Source organism: Murinocardiopsis flavida, assembly GCF_003014485.1.
Lineage (GTDB): Bacteria > Actinomycetota > Actinomycetes > Streptosporangiales > Streptosporangiaceae > Murinocardiopsis > Murinocardiopsis flavida.
In genome coordinates, this window is record NZ_PYGA01000013.1 from 19,416 (window position 1) to 36,990 (window position 17,575).

16 protein-coding genes are annotated in these 17,575 nt (G+C 73.1%); 6 read left to right on the forward strand and 10 right to left on the reverse strand.

What is annotated here, in order from left to right:
- Positions 1–343: 343 nt before the first annotated feature.
- The 5 genes from CLV63_RS18115 to CLV63_RS18135 all read right to left on the reverse strand — a co-directional run bounded on the left by CLV63_RS18115 (position 344) and on the right by CLV63_RS18135 (position 7,146).
- On the reverse strand, positions 344–1,630 hold the full coding sequence (locus CLV63_RS18115) for a DUF5685 family protein (protein WP_106584328.1): 1,287 nt from the start codon (positions 1,628–1,630) through the stop codon (positions 344–346).
- A 182-nt stretch (positions 1,631–1,812) separates the two neighbouring features.
- Entirely contained in the window at positions 1,813–3,636 is a 1,824-nt protein-coding gene (locus tag CLV63_RS18120) for a dipeptide ABC transporter ATP-binding protein (protein ID WP_106584329.1), read from the reverse strand.
- Positions 3,633–4,529, reverse strand: a complete 897-nt coding sequence (locus CLV63_RS18125; protein ID WP_106584330.1) for an ABC transporter permease — start codon at positions 4,527–4,529, stop codon at positions 3,633–3,635. Before CLV63_RS18125 ends, CLV63_RS18120 begins: the two co-directional genes overlap by 4 nt.
- Positions 4,526–5,482, reverse strand: a complete 957-nt coding sequence (locus CLV63_RS18130) for an ABC transporter permease (RefSeq protein ID WP_106584331.1) — start codon at positions 5,480–5,482, stop codon at positions 4,526–4,528. Before CLV63_RS18130 ends, CLV63_RS18125 begins: the two co-directional genes overlap by 4 nt.
- A 5-nt stretch (positions 5,483–5,487) precedes the next feature.
- Positions 5,488–7,146 carry an ABC transporter substrate-binding protein gene (locus CLV63_RS18135; RefSeq protein ID WP_211301358.1) on the reverse strand — a complete coding sequence of 553 codons (1,659 nt, stop codon included), beginning with the start codon at positions 7,144–7,146 and terminating at the stop codon, positions 5,488–5,490.
- 805 nt (positions 7,147–7,951) lie between these two features.
- Here CLV63_RS18135 and CLV63_RS18140 point away from each other — a divergent pair.
- On the forward strand, positions 7,952–8,848 hold the full coding sequence (locus tag CLV63_RS18140; protein WP_106584332.1) for an NPP1 family protein: 897 nt from the start codon (positions 7,952–7,954) through the stop codon (positions 8,846–8,848).
- A gap of 106 nt (positions 8,849–8,954) precedes the next feature.
- On the opposite strand, the gene CLV63_RS18145 is transcribed toward CLV63_RS18140, so the two are convergent.
- The 5 genes from CLV63_RS18145 to CLV63_RS33620 form a co-directional block, all read right to left on the reverse strand.
- Positions 8,955–9,383, reverse strand: a complete 429-nt coding sequence (locus CLV63_RS18145) for a thioesterase family protein (protein ID WP_106584333.1) — start codon at positions 9,381–9,383, stop codon at positions 8,955–8,957.
- Positions 9,380–9,664: a hypothetical protein gene (locus tag CLV63_RS18150; protein WP_211301359.1), complete on the reverse strand. Its 285-nt coding sequence runs from the start codon at positions 9,662–9,664 to the stop codon at positions 9,380–9,382. The genes CLV63_RS18145 and CLV63_RS18150 overlap by 4 nt, the downstream gene beginning before the upstream one ends.
- Before the next feature lie 2 nt (positions 9,665–9,666).
- Positions 9,667–9,969, reverse strand: coding sequence for an ArsR/SmtB family transcription factor (locus tag CLV63_RS18155; RefSeq protein ID WP_106584334.1), 303 nt, complete (start codon positions 9,967–9,969; stop codon positions 9,667–9,669).
- A gap of 87 nt (positions 9,970–10,056) precedes the next feature.
- Positions 10,057–11,457 (reverse strand): condensation domain-containing protein, encoded by a 1,401-nt coding sequence (locus tag CLV63_RS18160; RefSeq protein WP_106584335.1) that lies wholly within the window; start codon positions 11,455–11,457, stop codon positions 10,057–10,059.
- Between the two features lie 243 nt (positions 11,458–11,700).
- Positions 11,701–11,871, reverse strand: a complete 171-nt coding sequence (locus CLV63_RS33620; protein ID WP_170134259.1) for a hypothetical protein — start codon at positions 11,869–11,871, stop codon at positions 11,701–11,703.
- 263 nt (positions 11,872–12,134) lie between these two features.
- Between CLV63_RS33620 and CLV63_RS18165 the strand changes: the two genes are divergently transcribed.
- The 5 genes from CLV63_RS18165 (at position 12,135) to CLV63_RS18185 (ending at position 17,464) form a co-directional block, all read left to right on the forward strand.
- Positions 12,135–13,505, forward strand: a complete 1,371-nt coding sequence (locus CLV63_RS18165; protein ID WP_106584336.1) for a polymorphic toxin-type HINT domain-containing protein — start codon at positions 12,135–12,137, stop codon at positions 13,503–13,505.
- A 91-nt stretch (positions 13,506–13,596) separates the two neighbouring features.
- Positions 13,597–15,318 carry a CocE/NonD family hydrolase gene (locus CLV63_RS18170; protein ID WP_170134260.1) on the forward strand — a complete coding sequence of 574 codons (1,722 nt, stop codon included), beginning with the start codon at positions 13,597–13,599 and terminating at the stop codon, positions 15,316–15,318.
- A complete protein-coding gene (locus tag CLV63_RS18175) occupies positions 15,312–15,857 on the forward strand; it encodes a TetR/AcrR family transcriptional regulator (protein WP_106584338.1) in 546 nt (181 codons plus the stop codon). Before CLV63_RS18170 ends, CLV63_RS18175 begins: the two co-directional genes overlap by 7 nt.
- A gap of 118 nt (positions 15,858–15,975) precedes the next feature.
- Positions 15,976–16,581, forward strand: coding sequence for a TetR/AcrR family transcriptional regulator (locus CLV63_RS18180; protein ID WP_106584339.1), 606 nt, complete (start codon positions 15,976–15,978; stop codon positions 16,579–16,581).
- Between the two features lie 100 nt (positions 16,582–16,681).
- Positions 16,682–17,464, forward strand: a complete 783-nt coding sequence (locus CLV63_RS18185; protein WP_106584340.1) for a GNAT family N-acetyltransferase — start codon at positions 16,682–16,684, stop codon at positions 17,462–17,464.
- The last annotated feature ends 111 nt before the right edge of the window (positions 17,465–17,575 follow it).

Here is a 17,575-nt window from a genome sequence, read left to right on the forward strand (position 1 = left end):
TCGGCGAAGGTGTTCTCTCGACCGCGGGTGGACTTTCGGCTCTTTCAGCAGCCTCCGTGAAGTCATTTCCACTTCGGGCGCCTTGAAGTGGAAATGACTTCACGGAGGCCGGCCGCCGGGGTGAACACGGCGCGCTGACACCGCGCGGATGACCGCCGACCGGACCCCACCGCCGACTTCGGTGCCGCTTTTCCCGCCGACTACCTCCGTCTCGCCCTGCGACAAGGCCGCCCCGCGGACCTGCGGCCCAACAACACCGACAGTCAACACCGACAGTCCACCCGCGGTGGACGGCAACGTTCGTCAGGATCGGTGGGGCAGGTGGGGACCCGGGGCCCGGGCGTCAGAGGCCGCAGTCGCACGCCCCGCAGCATTCGCAGCATCCGCAGTCCGGGCAGTCGGGTGTGCCGGTGGTGTGGCGCTGCCCCGACCACGGGCCGGGGTAGGGGTCGCGGCAGCACTGCTGGCAGGTGCAGCACATGAACAGGGCGACACCGCAACCGGCAATGGGGCCCCGCCGCTTCGGCGGCTGGTAGATCTTCGGCGTGCGGCAGCCGCAGTTGCAGCACGATCCGCCCTGGTCATCGAGTGGGCGGCGGCCCTCGTCGCCGCCGCCGTAGCCCGCGTAGTCCGGGTGGTCGGCGGTATTCACCGGGTCCTCGTTGTGCGGGTGCCACCCGTCGCCGGCGCCTGAATACCGCCCGTGGCCGTCGCCGTCGCCGTAGCCGTCGTTCGGGTGCCGCCCGTTGGCGTCGCCGCGGTGCGGTGGCGGGTGCCCGGCCTGGGCGAAGGCGCGCCCGACGGACCGGCGCAGTTCGCGGACGAGCAGCGCGCGCACCAGCCGGTCGTCGGCGAACGCCGCCTCCTCCAGCGCGAAGCGGACGCCGAGGGCGGCGTCGTCGCACAGGCGCCGCACTTCGGCCGGTGCGGTGCCCGTCGCGGTTATTGGGTTCCACGCGCCCGATGCGCGGTCCTCGTCCTGGTCCGCGACCGCGTCGAGCAGGTGGGCGATCCGGCCGAACAGCCGGCCCGCCTCGCGCAGCGGCGCCACGTTCCCCGGCAGCCCGGCGAGCACAGCGGTGTGCGCGAACGCCTGGGCGGTGGCGTACTCCGTTGGACCGGTGACGGCGAGGATGTCGCTGCCGGGCCCGGCGGCGCTCTCCACGTCGCCCTGCCGGTCGAGGACGGCGAGCACCGCGCCGCTCTCGAATCCGAGGCCCCGGCTCGACGCACCCGCCTTGGCCTCCCACCGCCCGGCGACCGCGCGCGCCGCCGTCCGCGCGCCCCTGCGCGCGTACACGCCGTCGCGGTCGCGCGCGTGGTCGTCCAGCCGGGTGGCGGCGAGCAGCAGCGACACGGCGGCCGCCAGGCGGGCCCCGTGCCCGTCGGCGACCTCGGCGGTGCGCATCCCGCGCAGCGGGCACGGGCCCGCCGCGCGGGTCGGCGCGGACGCGCCCTCCTGGGCGGCGACGAGCACCGAGATCACCAGCGCGTCGTAGTTCGTCGCCACGCGGGCGAACTGGCCGTGCTCGTCGCGCAGGGCGATGCACAGTCCGCACAGGTGCGCCAGCCATGCCGCGGGCAGGTCGTCGGGCAGCGTATGGCGGCAGGGCCGCAGGATTCCGAACACGGGCGGGGTCGCGTCTCCAGTCGTGGTGCGGCGGATGACTGGTGCGTTGGATGCACGGGGGGCACGCGGGGTTCCATGCCGGAGTAGGGGAGTGTCCGGGCCGGTCGGCGCGGGTGCCCGCCGCCGGCGGCAGGGTCCGGTCGGGGCACCTCTCAGGGGAGTGCCGCCGACCGGTGCCGCGGCTACGGGCGGTCGTCCGAGTGCCGCCGACCGGTGCGGCGGCGCTGTTCGACGGGGTCGGGCACCGGTGCCGCCGACACCAGGGCGCGCGTGTAGGGGTGGTGGGGGTCGTGCAGGATCCGGGCGGTCGGCCCCTCCTCGACGATCTCCCCGTTGCGCATCACCGCGACGCGCCCGGCCAGGATCTCGACCACGGCGAGGTCGTGGCTGATGAACAGGCACGCGAAGCCCAGGCGCCGTTGCAGGCCGGTGATCAGCTCCAGCACCTCGGCCTGGACGGACACGTCCAGGGCGCTCGTCGGCTCGTCGGCGATGAGGAGGGCGGGCTCCAGCGCGAGCGCGCGTGCGATGGCGACGCGCTGCCGCTGCCCGCCCGACATCTGGTGCGGGTAGCGGTGCCGGGTGTCGGGCGCGAGCGCGACGTCGGCCAGCAGCGCCCCGACCCGCTCCGCCAGCGCAGCGCCGCGCGCGATGCCGTAGCGGCGCAGGGGTTCGGCGATGGCGTCACCCGCTGTCATGCGCGGGTTGAGGGAGGACGCGGGGTCCTGGAACACCATCTGGACGTTGCGGCGCAGCGGGCGCATGCGCCGCCGCGACAGGCCGGAGATGTCGGTCCCGGCGAGGGCGACCGTGCCCGACTCCGCTCTGGTCAGCCCGGCGGCGCAGCGCCCCAGCGTCGACTTGCCCGAGCCCGACTCCCCGACGAGGCCGACGATCTCGCCTGCGGCGACGCCGATCGAGACCCCCTTGACCGCGCGGAACGACCCGAAGTCGACCACGAGGTCGCGGACGTCGAGTGCGAGGGGCCGCTCGGCAGCAGCGGGCGCGGCATCCGCGGGGGAGGGCGCGGCCGCCGTGCTGGCACGGGCGTCCGCGACGCCCTCGGGGGAGTCGGCGGCCGCCGCGCCCCCGTGGTCCTCTGCGGCCCCCGCGGGGGAGCCCGCGCGGTCCTCCGCGGTGTCCGCGGTGTCGGCGGAGCCCGCTGCGGCCGCCTTCGCGCCCAGGTGCGGCACCGCCGCCAGGAGGCGCCTGGTGTAGGCGTGCCGGGGCGCGCCGAGGACCTGGTGGACGTCGCCGGTCTCGACGATCTCCCCCTTGTACATTACGGCGACCCGGTCGGCGATGTCGGCGACGACGCCCATGTCGTGGGTGATGAGGACGATGGCGGTGCCCAGGCGGTCCCTGAGGTCGCGCAGCAGGTCCAGGATCTCGGCCTGGACGGTGACGTCCAGCGCCGTCGTGGGTTCGTCGGCGATGAGGACCTTGGGGTCGCACGCCACCGCCATGGCGATCATGACCCGCTGGCGCTGGCCGCCGGAGAGCTGGTGCGGGTAGGCGCGCAGCCGCCGCTCGGGTGCGTCGAGCCCCACCAGTTCCAGGAGTTCGCGGGAGCGGTCGTGCGCCTGGGCGCGCGTGGCCCCCATGTGCAGCCGCAGGACCTCGCGGAGCTGCCACCCGACGGTGAACACGGGGTTCAGGGAGGTCATGGGCTCCTGGAAGATGACGGCGGCCTCTTTGCCGCGCACCCCGCGCAGGCCGCGCGCGTCGAGCCCGACCAGTTCCCGTCCGTCGAGGACCACCGAGCCCGCGACGGAGGCGCCGCGCGGCACGAGCCCCAGAATCGACATGGTGCTGACGCTCTTGCCCGACCCGGACTCCCCGACCAGCGCGAGCACCTCGGACGGGCGCACCTCCAGGTCGACGCCGACGGCGGCGCGGACGGGCGCCTCGCCGTGCTCGCCGGGGATCTCCACGGTCAGCCCGGCGGTGCGCAGCACCGGGGCGGCGGCCGCGCGGGCCGTCGGGGTGTCCGCCGTGGCGCTCATCGGCGCGCCCCCTTCGGGTCGAGTGCGTCGCGCAGTCCGTCGCCGAACAGGTTGAACGCCAGCGTCAGGAGCACGATGACCAGCCCGGGGAACACCGCCAGCCAGGGCGCCTGGGTGAAGTAGGTCTGGGCGCCGGAGAGCATGACGCCCAGCGACGGCGTGGGCGGCTGCACGCCGAGGCCGAGGAAGGACAGCATGGCCTCGCCGATGACCGCCACCGGGATCCCCACGCTGACCTGGATGAGCAGGGCGTTGACGGCGTTGGGCAGGATGTGCCGGAACAGGACCGCCGCGTCGCTCGCGCCGCCGGCGATCGCGCCGTCCACGAAGTCCTCCTCGGCCAGCCGGATCGTCTCGCCGCGGATCACGCGGAGCACGTTGGGGATCTGCGAGACGCCGATGGCGATGGCGGCGTTGGTGAGGGAGGGGCCGAGGATCGCGGCGAGCCCGACGGCCAGCACCAGGAAGGGGAACGCCATCACGGCGTCGTTGAGCCGGGAGACGACCGGGTCGACCACGCGCCGGTAGTACCCGGCGACCAGGCCGAGGGGGACGGCGGCGACGGCCGCGAGGAGGACGGCTCCGGCGGCGACGAACAGCGAGGAGCGGATGCCGTACAGCACCCGCGACACCTGGTCGCGGCCCAGTTCGTCGGTGCCGAGCGGGGCGCCCACCGACGGTTCGGCGAACAGCCGGTCGAAGTCGACCGCCGCCGGGTCCTGGGGGGCCAGCACCGGGGCGAACACCGCGGCCAGGACGAACAGGGCCGACAGCACCATGCCCGCCATTCCGGCGGGGTTGCGGCGCAGCCGGCGCCACACGGTGCCGCGCGCGGCGGGCGGCCCGCCGGGCGTCTCCCCGGCCGCCGCTGGGGCGGCTTCGGTGGCGGTCATCGCGCTCCTCCCCTGACCCGGATGCGGGGGTCGATCAGCGAATAGCAGACGTCGACCGCGAGGTTCACGAGGATGTAGCCGACGGCGGTGACCATGACGGTGGCCTGGATGACCGGGAAGTCCCGGGTGAACACCGACTCGACCATCAGGTTGCCGAAGCCGGCCAGGACGAAGATCTGCTCGGTGACGACCGCGCCGGAGATCAGCGCGCCCAGTTGCAGCCCGAGGATGGTGAGGACGGTGATCATGCTGTTGCGCAGCCCGTGGACCAGGACGACCCGGGCGGGCGACAGCCCCTTGGCCCAGGCGGTGCGGATGTAGTCGGAGCCGAGCACCTCGATCATCGACGACCGGGTCTGGCGCATGACGACGGCGGCGAGCCCGCTGCCGAGGACCAGGGCCGGCATGACCATGCTCGCGAGGTTGCCGCCGAGGGACTCGCCCACGGGCACGTACCCGGAGGCCGGCAGCCAGCCGAGGACGACGGCGAACAGCAGGACGCCCATGAGGCCGAGCCAGAAGTTCGGCACCGACAGTCCCAGCAGCGCGAACGTATTGGCGATCCAGTCGGCGGGGCGGCCCTGGCGGCTCGCCGCGATCACCCCGCCGAGGATGCCGATGACGGCCGCGACCAGCAGGCTCAGCAGGGCGAGTTCCAAGGTCACCGGCAGCCGGGTGAGGACGGCGTCGGACACCGGGAGGCCGGTGCGCACCGACTCCCCGAAGTCGAACCGCAGCATCCGCCACACCCACACCAGGTACTGCACGGGCAGCGGCTGGTCGAGGCCGAGCTCGGCGCGGATCGACGCGACGGTCTCCGGCGAGGGGTCCTCGCCGGCGAGCAGAAGGGCGGGGTCGCCCGGCATGGCGCGGGTCCCGGCGAAGATCGCGACGGACACGAGGCCGAGCGTGACCACCGACTGGAGGAGTCGGCCGAGGAGGTAGCGTCCCATGCGGCTCAGCCCCCTTCCGCGACGTGCCCGGCGCGGCCGACCCGCATGAGGCCGTCGGGGTAGACCTCGATCCCGGCGACGTCGGAGCGGTGCGCGTTGTAGATCCGGTTCCGGTAGAGGTAGATGATCGAGTTCCGCTCCCGCAGCTCCGGCACCAGTTCGTCGTACAGGTCGCCGCGCCGGTCGGGGTCGGTCTCGGCGGCCGCGTCCTCGATGAGCGCGTTGACCTCGGGGTCGTCGGTGCCGGAGTAGTTGTTGCCGCCGCCGGTCACGAAGAACTGGCCGATGTTGCCGTTGGGGTCGACCCGGCCCGACCAGCCTTGGACGTAGGCCTCGAAGTCGCCGGCCTGCCCGGCGGCGACCGAGGAGGCGAACTCGGTGGGCCGCAGTGTCACGTCGAATCCGACGTCGCCGGCCATGGCCTGGATGACCTGGCCGAGGAGCAGGTTGGTGGGGTCGTTGGGGATCATCACCTCGACCGGCACGGGGGTGTCGACCCCGCTCTCCTCGACCAGGGCGCGCGCCCGGTCGGGGTCGAAGTCGGGGCAGGCGAGCGTGGCCTCGGTGGCGTAGGGGCTGATGGGCGGGATGGGGCCGCAGGCGGGCTGGTAGACGCCGCTGAACACGACCTCGTTGATGGTCTCCCGGTCCAGTGCGAGGGACATCGCGGTGCGCAGCTCGTCGTGCTCGGCGAGCGCGCCCTCGACCTGCCGCGGTTTCTTGCCGACGCCGTCGGCGTTGGCGATGTTCACGGTCATCCCCATGTACTGGAGGGACGGCTGGTTCAGCAGCTCCAGGCCCGCCTCGTCGGCGACCTGGGCGACGTCGTTCGGCCCGACCTCCATGACGAGGTCGAGCTGGCCGGAGCGCAGGTTCGCGAGGCGGATGTTGTCGTCGGGGATCCCCTTGTAGACGACCCGGTCGAGGCGCACCTCGTCGGCGCCGTAGTAGTGGTCGCTGCGGTCGAGCACGACGCGGTCCTGGGCGACCCGCTCGGTGTAGTCGAACGGGCCGACGCAGACGGGGTCGCGCGCGAAGTCCGCGCCGTGCTCGTCGAGCGCGGCCGGGGACATGACCATGCCGGCGCGGTCGGCGAGGGTCGCGGGCAGCCCGGCGTCGGGGCGCGAGAGGCGGAGCACGACCGTGTCGTCGCCGGCGGCCTCGACCTTCTCGACGGCGTCCAGTTCGGTGCCGCGCACCGAGCCGGGGAGTTCGATGTGCCGCCGGAGGCTCTGCGCGACGGCGCCGGCGTCGAAGGGGGTGCCGTCGTTGAACAGCACGCCGTCGTCGCGCAGCGGGATGGTCAGCGTCAGGCCGTCGTCGGAGAGCTCTGGCGCCGCGGCGGCCAGTTGGGGGACGACGCGGAGGTCGCGGTCGACGTCGTAGAGCTTCTCGCACATGGCGCTGAAGATCTGGCGGCCGACGAGTGTGGTGGAGAGGCTGGGGTCGAGTGCGTCGGGTTCGGCGTCGAGGCCGATGACGAGCTCGCCGCCGTCGCGCAGCGGGGCGTCGACCACCGACCGCTCCTCCTGGGCCACCTCTTTCGGGTCGACCAAGGGGGAGCACGCCGTGAGGGCGGCGACCGCGAGGAGCGCCGCGGAGATGGCGCGCACCGGGCCGGACGCGGTGGACGGGGCCGACGTGTGCGCAGCGGACTCGCGCACTGGACGCTCACCTCCGCAGTGGGGATACGGCGTGGCTGGTGGGGGAGGAGTGACCTCTCAACGCTCGCGTGGCTACGGTATACAGAGTCCGGAGACACGATAGCCGTCAAGTGCGCCCCGTTCTAGCGGTCGAGCCCACCGATCGTGTCCGCGCAGATTCCGCCCGTGCCGCGGCGGCCGGCGGCCGGACCGCGGGGGTGCGCACACGGCGGGCCGGCCGGGCACCCGTCCCGGCACGCTCGGTGACCGCCGGGCCCGCACGAGGGCGGCCCCCGCGGCGCGGTCCGCACCCGCCGGGCGCGTGAACCCCGCATGAACGGACCCAATCGGGCGCGACACCAACGACGGCGGATCCCCACACGGGCCGCCGCGGCGGCGGTCGGCGCGGCCGCAGGAGGACGGCCGAAAAGGCGGCCGTGCGCTCGGCGTTTCCACCGCGGTCCGCCATAGCGATGTTATGCCGGGGATTTTCGGGGAATGCCAATTCGTTTGCGCAATTCCATTCGGCGCGGAAACGGTGATCACGAAAAGCCACCATTCGGCCCCTTGTGGTAATCGGATGGCTCCGTTACATTAATGACCCCACACAATAGTGGATCGGTCGTCGGAGGATCGGTGTAATTCCTACGGAGGGTAATATCCGAGGGTCGTTGTCCTGGCGCCTTGCGGTAAGCCGGCGGTGTCGGCGCGCCGGGCGGTCGTCCCAGCTCAATGCGCCCATTGACCCGGATCCTACGCCCCGGCCACGCCGATTCCGCCGCGGGAAACGCGGCGGGCCGCGGAACCGATCGGGAGGTTCTGAGTGATGAGTGCTGTGCACAATGGCGGCGCGGACGAGGACGATTCCGCCGCGGCCGAGAACGCCCGGATATCGCGTTCCGATCGGCAATGGAGTGCGAATGCCGCCGGTAGCCGAAGACGGCGGCGCCGCGGATTCTCGTTCGCCGCGCGCGTCCTCGCCGGGGCCGCTGTGCTGTTCGTCGCCCTGCCCCCGGCCGCGGCCCATGCCGAGCCGCCCGCCGCCATCCCCGCAAGCGTCGCCGAACCCGACGGCAAGTGGCAGCCGGCCTTCGACTACGACAAGGACGGCTGCTACCCCACACCCGCCATCGGCCCCGACGGCACCGTCGCCGAGGGCCTCGCGATCGGCGGTGCCCTGAACGGCAACTGCCGCGACCAGTCCGACCTCGACAACACCAACGCCTACGCGCGCTCCAAGTGCAACGCGAACGGCTGGTGCGCCTACATGTACGGCCTGTACTTCGAGAAGGACCAGACCGTCGTGGGGCCCGGCGGCCACGGGCACCGCCACGACCTCGAACACGTCGTGGTCTGGGTGCGCGACGACCAGGCGCAGTACGTCTCGGCCTCGGCGCACGGCGACTACGACACGTTGCCGGCGGCCGAGGTGCTGTGGGAGGACACCCACCCCAAGATCGTCTACCACAAGGACGGCCCGGGCACCCACGCCTTCCGGTTCGCGGCCGATCACGACGACGAAGGCGACGGCCAGCCCGAGAACCACTACGGCGAGTGGCAGTATCCGGACCTGGTGAGCTGGAACAACTTCCCCGAGGGCGTCCGCGACACCTTCGCAGCGGCCGACTACGGCAGCGCGACCCTCGACCTCAAGGACGGCCAGTTCGAGAAGGCCCTCGGCAAGGCGAAGCCCGGCGACATCGAGTTCGACCCCGCCGAGTAGTCCCCGCCCATCGGCGGCCCCCACCGTCCGCCGGGCGCCGCGCCCCTCCCCGCGGCGCCCGGCGGCGCTATGCCTGCCCGTGGTGGCGTGGAGGGCGCGCGTCGGCTCAGTGGCCCGCCGCGGCCTGTTTGGCGGCCAGCCGCCGATCGAACTTCGCGGCGTCGATGACATGCCGCTCGTGGTGGCCCGCGCTGATCACGTCGCTGTCGTCGCGGCATTCGACCGCGAACCGCAGCCGCCGCCCCTCGACCTCGACCAGCTCGACCCGCGCGGTGACCGTCATGCCCACCGGTGTCGCCGCGCTGTGGCTGAGGTCGACGCTGGTCCCCACGGTCCTGCTCCCTGCGTCGAGCAGCGGGGCGAGGGCCTCGATGCAGGTGTTCTCCACGAACGCGACGAGGTAGGCGGTGGCGAAGACGCGGGGCATGTCGGCGAAGCCGTGGAGGGCGTCGGAGACCGCCGGCACGGTCAACCCGTCGTCGACCGTCAGCCGGGAGGTGTGGGTGAGTCCTGGGCGCGGGCTGCTGCCGGTCATCGGGCAGGATCCTCTCGGGCGGGGCCGGACGGTCGGTTGGGGGTCAGGTACGGCGGTGCGCCGTCCGTGCGGATGTCAGCTTCCGGGCGCGGTGAGACGAGGCACTTCGCCGCGTGGGCGACCGGGTGGCCGCGGTATCCGCTGACGATCTCGGTGCGCCCCTCTGGGGCGTGGTCGATGACGCGGTACCGGGCGCCGGCCGCGTCGAGCAGTCCGATGAGCCGTTCGTAGGCGCCGGTTCCCTCGTCGGCCGGCCGGGGGGACGTCTGCTGCTGGGGCACGGTCACCATCCTTCGTCGAACATCCGCTTGACCTCGGCGATGCGCTGCTCGTCGCGGCGGTAGAAGGTCCACTGTCTGACCTTCTCCGCGCGCAGCAGGCCGGTCCGGGTGAGGAGCGTGAGGTGTGTGCTGGCGGTCGGCCGGCTGACGCCGAGCCGGTCGGCGATGGACACCGAGCAGACGCCGACCTCGACGAGGTCGCCGTCGCGCTGCGGCGGGAAGTGCGCGGCGGGTTCGCGCAGCCACTCCATGATCGCGAGGCGCTTCTCGCTGCCCAGCGCCTTCAGCACGTCGACATCAAGCATTTAGGCAGTTTGCTAACTCCCTGATCACAAAGTCAAGCGCTGCCTCCCGCCCCGCGCCGGGGCCGCGGGGCGGTCGCGGCGCGGCGGTCAGAGCGACCCGTGGCGGGACATCCGGGTCATCGTGGCGATCAGCGACTCCCGCAGCGCCGCCTTTGTCACGTGCGCCTGCGGGGTGTCGGCGAAGATCAGGTTGACGTACAGGCCGTCGGGGTTGCGGTGGAACCAGTAGCAGATCCCGTTGCTGCGCGACGCCCAGATGTGCTTCTTCGCGTTCCACCCGGTCAGGGCCTCGCCGCCGACCGCCTTGCGGAAGTCGATGTAGGAGAAGAAGTTCACGGCGTAGGGCCACGACCGGACGTCGGCCATCTCGGGCGCCAGGAGGTGCCACGCCTGCACGAACGGCACATCGGTGTTCGCGAGCATGGTGCGGAACGCCGAGTCGACGCCGGCCAGCACCTCGGCGAAGTCCTTCTCGGGCGCCACCGAGAACTCGATCGGCATCGTGTTCACGAACCAGCCCATGGAGTTGCGCAGGTCGCCGCGCCCGCGCTCGCTGACCGGCATCAGGCCGCGGTAGACGTCGGGGCCGCCCGCGTTGCGCAGCGCCACGCCGATCGCGGCGAGCATCGCCATCGAGAGCCGCCCGCCGGCCGCGCGGCAGTGCGCGTCGAGCGCCTCCAGTTCCTCGTGCGCCAGCAGCTTGTCCGTCTGGTTCACGGTGGGGTACATCTCGCCCTGGGCCACCCCGAGGTCCAGCGGGAACGGCGGGAAGAACCCGCCGTTGCGCTCCTTGAAGCCGCGCCAGTAGTCCAGCCGGGGGTCGTCGGCCTCGATGCCGGCGTACTCGTGGCGCTGCGCGTGGCCGAAGTCGACGTAGCTGCCCGCCGCCGGCAGGTCCGGCTCGCGGCCGTCGAGGTAGGCCGTGTAGGCCGTCGCGACGTCGTTCACGGCGATCGGGCTGGACATCCCGTCGGAGACCAGGTGGTCGTAGGCGATGAACATGGTCGTGTGGGTCTCGCGCTCCACGGCGCCCATGACGATCAGCGGCCAGCCCAGGGTGTCGATGCCCTTGACGAAGAACTCGAATATGTAGTCGCGGAGTTCCTCGGTGGTGTCGATGTAGCCGATGTCGAAGTGGTCGAGTTCGACTTCGTCGGGCGCCAGAGCCGTGCAGCTGACATCGCCGGCGAGCTGCCGGAATTCACAGCGGAGTACTTCGTGGCGGCGTACGAAATAGAGCAGTGCCGATTCCAGTGCCGCCCGGTCCAATTTACCGGGCAGGTCGAAGGTCGTGGCCACCCAGGACGCGAGCGGGTCGTTGTCGCGCCGGGCGTCCATCGCCACCGTGAGATGCTTGTCCTGGTTGAACGATGCGCCTCGCTGCTGGTCGGACGCCATTTTCGCGGCGGCGGCGCCGGTGGGGCGGAGCCGCCATTCCAGGATGTGCCCCGGCTCGACGTCCAGATCCTCAATGGGAATTTGCAGCATGTTCATCTCCATGATTGCGCAGCGGGCTGGCATGAAATGCATAAGTGGCACAGTTCTGCCATTTTCGAGATCATAGCACTCCTTTAATGCTGCTATTGGTCGAACGCGATGATTCGATAATGCGCATCAATCCAACGAAATGGACATACTGGAAGGAGTGGATAATGGCGGCTTTCACCCGGCAATGGCGCGGACCCCCCGATGCCGGACACGGTGCGCCGCAGCCCGCGCGGCGGGCGGCGGTCAGTGTGCGGAGAGGGTGCGGCGCACGGCGGTGCGGACGTGCGACTCGACGCCGATGCCGGGGGAGACGGTGAGGGCGGTGAACAGGATGCCCATGAGGGTCATCTCCAGGAGGAGGGCGTCCTCCTCCGCCATCGCGACGCCCGCGGCGCGGCACTGCCGCAGGATCATGTCGGCCCGGGCCGGGCCGCCGCGACCGGACGCGCCCCGCCGCCGCAGGCGGGCCGCACCCCCCGGTGCCGGCCGGACCGAGGCGCACCCCGCTTGGCGGGCGGGGCGCCGACGCGGCGCCGCCGGGCACCGCCCGGACGGTTCCGCCGGTCGGCGGCCGGGTCCGGCCATGCCGTGTTCCGGCCGGGCGGCAACCCTCCGTTCGGCGGCGGCGTCGGAGGGTGTGACATCCCCCATGGTGCGATGACTGAAGGCGGTTACCTGTGCGGTGGGTGTGGCGCGCGGAATCCGGTGCGGGCAAGATCGAGTACGGCGCGCTCATCGTGCTGGCCGCCGTCATCGTCGTGGGGCTCCTGGCGGTGGGGCTGCCCACCTCCGTGACCCAGGGGACCTCCCGCGCCCTGTGCGCGCTGTTCGACGGCCCCGAGTGCGACGAGCCGCGGCCGCGGGCCGGCGAAGGGGCGCCCGGCGGGGGCGGCGGCGGGGCGCCGCAGAGCGGGCCCGACGCTCTCCAGGGCCGGCAGAACCCCGCCGACCAGGGCGGCATCGCCGACGCGCAGCGGGACCTCGGCCAGGCCGAACGCGACGCGGCTGCGGCGGAGAACGACCTCAACGGCATCGACGAGGAGCTCATCGGCATCGTCGAGGGCCTCATCGGCATCGAGGACATCAAGAAGTGCTTCAACGAGGGCGACATCGGCTCGTGCCTGATGGCGCTCGTCAGCGTGCTGCCCTTCAGCAAGATCTTCAAGGCGCTCTCGAAGATCCCCCGCGTCATCTCGCTGTTCAACCGGTTCCGCCGGGCGTCGAAGGCCGCCGACGACGCCAAGGGCAAGGGCGATGACGCGCGCCGCAGGCTGGACGAGGCGCTGGCCGCGTGCCGCAAGCCCAACAGCTTCATTCCGGGCACCCCCGTGCTCATGGCCGACGGCTCCCGCAGCCCCATCGAGGACGTCGCTCCCGGCGACCGGGTGCTCGCCTTCGACCCCGCGACCGGCGAGGAGGGGCCGCGCACCGTCACCGGGCTGATCGAGGGCCGCGGCGCGAAGTCCCTCGTCGACATCGGCGTCACCGACGGCAGTGGGACCACCGCCCGGCTGACCGCCACGGCGCAGCACCCGTTCTGGGCGCCGGGGTCGGCCCGCTGGATCGACGCCGCCGACCTCGCCGCCGGCACGCGGCTGCGGTCGGCCTCGGGGGAGTGGCCGCGGGTCACCGCCGCCGACCGGCGCACGGCGCGGGACCAGCGCGTGCACAACCTCTCGGTCGCCGGGCTGCACACCTACTACGTGTCGCCCGGCGGGGTCGACATCCTCGTCCACAACGACGAGTGCATCCCGGCCGGCTTCGACGACGAGGGCGAGAAGTACGTCCGGGGCAAGCACGTGGAGGGCGGCCCCAATGTCACCAGCGACAAGAGCGTCTTCGGCCGCGACGAAGACCTCGACGCGCTCGTGGACAAGGCCAACGACGTCGAACTCCGCGGCCCCAACAAGGACGGCAACTACGAGCGCGACGTCGACGCCGGCCGCCCCATCGGCAGGAAGTCGGCCGACAACGGCGGCGAGAGCACCTCCCGCTACCGGGTCGTGCAGGACAAGTACGGCGCGATCATCACCATGCACCCGCTCTAGCGGCGCAAGGCCCGTCCCGGGCGGCGGGCAGCGCGACGAGGGCCGCGGATCGCGCATCGCACTTATGCTACGTTTGCGTAGCATAAGTGCGATGGAGGTTGCGATGCGTGTTCCCTACCGGACCCGGCTGGCGGGTATGCAGCGCGCGGGGTGGACCCCGCGCGGCCCGGAGCGGACGCGGTACCGGGTGCACAGCGAAGCCGACGTCGCCGTGCCCATGGCCGACGGCACCGTGCTGCGCGGCGACCTGTACCGCCCGGCCGGTGCCGCCCCCTGCCCCGCCCTGCTGGCGTGGAGCCCGTACAACAAGGACCTGATGCCGACCGGGCTGCCCGCGCCGTTCGTCGAGCCGGGCGCCGTCGGCTACCTCGCCGCCCGCGGGTACGCGGTGCTCGTCGTGAACGCGCGCGGCACCGGGCGTTCCGGCGGGCGCCTGGACCCGGTCATGCACTCCGACGGCGAGCGCGCGGACCTGTGCGGCACGATCGAATGGCTCGCCGCGCAGCACTGGTGCGACGGCAGCGTCGGGATGACGGGGATGTCCTATTTCGCGGTAAGCCAGCTCGTCGCCGCCGGACTGCGCGCGCCGGCCCTGAAGGCCGTCTTCCCCTTCGGCGCGACAACGGACTGGTACCGCCACGGGGTGACGCACAACGGCACGCTGCACTCGGGCTTCATGGGCCGGTACACGGCGGTCAACGGGGCGGCGAACCGCGTGCGGCTCGCCCCGGAGGCGCGCCACGCGCTCGGCTACGTCATCGGCACCGCGCCCGTCCAGCACCTCATCCGGCGGCTGATGGCGGCCTCACTCCCCGCGCTCGTCCGCCGGCTGCCCGCACCGGAGCCGTGGATGGACCGGTGGGCGGCGTACGCGCTCACCGGCGCCCGGCACGACGAGGCCGCGGCCTGGCCGACGCTCGACCGGATCACCGTTCCCGTGCTGATCGGCTCGGAGTGGAGCATGGTGGGCATGCACCTCTTCGGCGCCTTCGAGGCGTGGCACCGCATCACCGCCCCGAAGAAGCTCTTCATCGGCCCGCGGTGGACGAAGTGGCCGTGGCTGCGCTACCAGGACGAGATGCTCGACTTCTACGACCACACGCTGCGCGGAGCCGACAACGGCTACGCGGAACTGCCGCCGGTGCGCTACTGGCTGCACGGCGCCGAGCGCTGGGAATCGGCGTCCGACTGGCCTGTCCCCGGTACCAGCACGTGGACGCTGCGCCTCGCGGGGACGGAGCTGGGTCCATCGGCGGGCGGTGACGAGCGCGCGTGGGCGGCGATCCCCGCAGGGATGGAGTACCCCGGCGCGTTCGACCGGTTCGGTGCGCAGGTGATCGGCTACGACTCCGCGCCGATGCCCTCGGACGTGCACCTCGTCGGGCCCGTCGAACTGACGCTGCCGCTTCGCTCCACAGCGCTGGACACCCACGTGCAGGCGCGGCTCTCCGAGGTGGACGGCTCGGGCCGGACTCAGGTACTCGCCATCGGCTGGCTCGCCGCCGCGCACCGGGCCGTCGACGCGCAGCGCAGTACGGCGACCGAGACCATCCACGACCACGCCGCGCCGGCGCCGCTGGTACCGGGGGAGCAGGTGGAGCTGCGCTTCTCACTGACCCCGTTCGCCCAGCTCCTGCGCCGGGGCCGCCGCTTGCGGCTGGAGCTCGGCAGCGATCCGCGCAGGCTCGCCGCACCCCCGGACCACGGGTTCATCTACTTCGAGGTCGCCGGGCCGCCCTATCCTGCGCGCAACACCGTCGACCACGCCGGTGCCGAGCTCCGGCTGTCCGTACAAGGAGAACCGCCGTGGTGAACGATGACGCGACCGATCCGCGCATCCTCCGCAGCAGGGAGCGCATCCTCGCCGCGGCGGCGGAGCTGGTCGCCGAGCACGGAATCGCGGGGATCGGTGTCGAGCACATCGCGAAGCACTCGGGCGTCGCCAAGACCACGATCTACCGGCACTGGCCCACGCTGCCCGAACTGCTGATCGCCGCGCTCGACCGGGCCCTGCCCGACGCGCCCAGCGCCCCCGACACGGGCGACCCCGCCCGCGACGTGGCGGGGTACCTCAGCGCGCTCGGCGCATCCTTCGACCAGCGCAGCGCCGCGCTGGTGGCCTCGCTCGGCGCCGCGGCCCGGAGCGACCCCGCCTTCGCCGAACTCAACAGGGCGTTCGTGCGGCAGCGGCGCGAACCGCTGCGCGCCCTCCTGGCAGGCGCAGGGTACAGCGGCGTCGACACCCTGCTCGCCGCGCTGGGCGGGGCGGTCTTCTACTGGCTGATCGTCACGAACGAGCCGGTCACCCGCGAAGCCGTCGACGAACTCGTGCGCCGCGTCCTGCCGCACTGACTCCCCAGCGGCCGCTGCCGCCGCCCCCGTGGGAGACGCGGCCGACCGGGCCTCCCACGGTCCCCCGCCTCCGCGCCCGTGTCCCGGAGTCCGGGGCGGGGCGCCCTATTCTGGCGGCATGCCCATCCGAACGGAGCAGGATCGGACGCGCCGCGAGAAGGCCGCCGACGGCGCCATCGCGGTGATCGCCGAATCCGGCCTGCGCGGCCTGACCCACCGCGCGGTCGACGCCCGCACGGCGCTGCCGCCGGGCACCGCCAGCAGCTGCTTCCGGACCCGGCAGGCGCTCATCGACGCGGCCCTCGGCCGGATCATCGAACTCGACGAGGCGATCCTCGACCAGCTGCCGCCCGACTGGTGGCGCACGCCCGAACGCGCCGCCGAGACCCTCACCGCGCTCCTGGAGACCTGGCTCGGCGAGGCACGGCACCACACCCGCGCGCGCATGGTCCTGTACCTCGACGCCTCCCTCGCGCAGCACAACGAGGCCCTGTACAAGGAGGCGAGCCTGCGCTTCCTCGGCCGCGCGGCCGAGGCGATGCGCGAGGTGGGCTTCCCCGCGCCCGAGCGCACCGCCGGCGTGTTCGTCTCGCAGTTGGACGGGATCCTCTTCGGCGCGCTGGCGCGCCCGTTCCACCCGGCGGCCGACCGGGCCTGGCTGCGCGAGGCCGTCGAGGCGGTGCTGCGCTCCCTGGGCACGGGTGGGGCGGCGGCCCGGGTCTGAGGCGGCCGGGCGCCGCCCGGGGTCCCCGGTCGCCGAAAGCCGCCCTGCCGGCAGAAAAGCACTCGATCACGGTGGGCCCGGCCCGGTAGGTTCCGGTGCCATGCCGACGGGATCCGCCGAGGACGCGAGCGCCGCAGCGCTCCTCAACCTCGAAATGGCCATGCTGTGGGACGGCGACGACCACGGGCGCCTGCACCACGGCGCGCACTACGTCGCCCTCGGCGTCGCGGACGACGGGCTGACCGCCGCCGTGGGCGCCGCGGTTCCCGACCCCCTCGCCGCCGAACTGGCCGACCTCGCCGTCCTGCCCAGGGGCGGGCCCGAATGCGCGCCGCCGACGACGATCCTGCGCTGCGCGCGGCTGCTCAGGGGCCGGCTGGGGCCGGTCGAGGTGTCGGGCGGGCCCAGTTACCTCGTCCCGCCCGGCGTGCGGGCCGAGAGCACCGCCCGGGTGGTCCGCTCCACCGACGGCGCCGGTACCGGGGCGCTGCGCGGCGCCAACCCCGGCACGTGGGCGGACGGCGAGTGGCACGCCCTCCTGGACGGGCGGTTCGGCCCCTGGGCCGCGGCGGTGGACGGGGAGCGGGTCGTCGCGCTCTGCTGCACTCCCGTGTTCTCCGACCGGGCCGCCGAAGCCGGTGTGTGGACCCGCCCCTCCCATCGTGGGCGCGGCCACGCGGCGTCGGTGACCGCGCATTGGGCGTCGGCGTTCGGCTCGGACGGCCGCCGGCTCTTCTACAGCACGTCCGCGGCGAACACCGCGTCGCAGCGGGTGGCAGAGCGGCTCGGGCTGCGCCGCCTCGGCTGGATCTGGAAGGTGTCGCGACCGGGCGAGCAGGGGAGCCACGTCGAGCGCACATGGGGGCCGCCCGCGATCGGGTGACCCGGGATACCGGACCCGGTGCGGGGCCCCGGTGCCGAACGGGCGTCGCGTCCAGGGCCGGGCCGCCGCGGAACCGGGCGGCGCGGGCGCGCCCCCGCGCCGCCCGGTGGC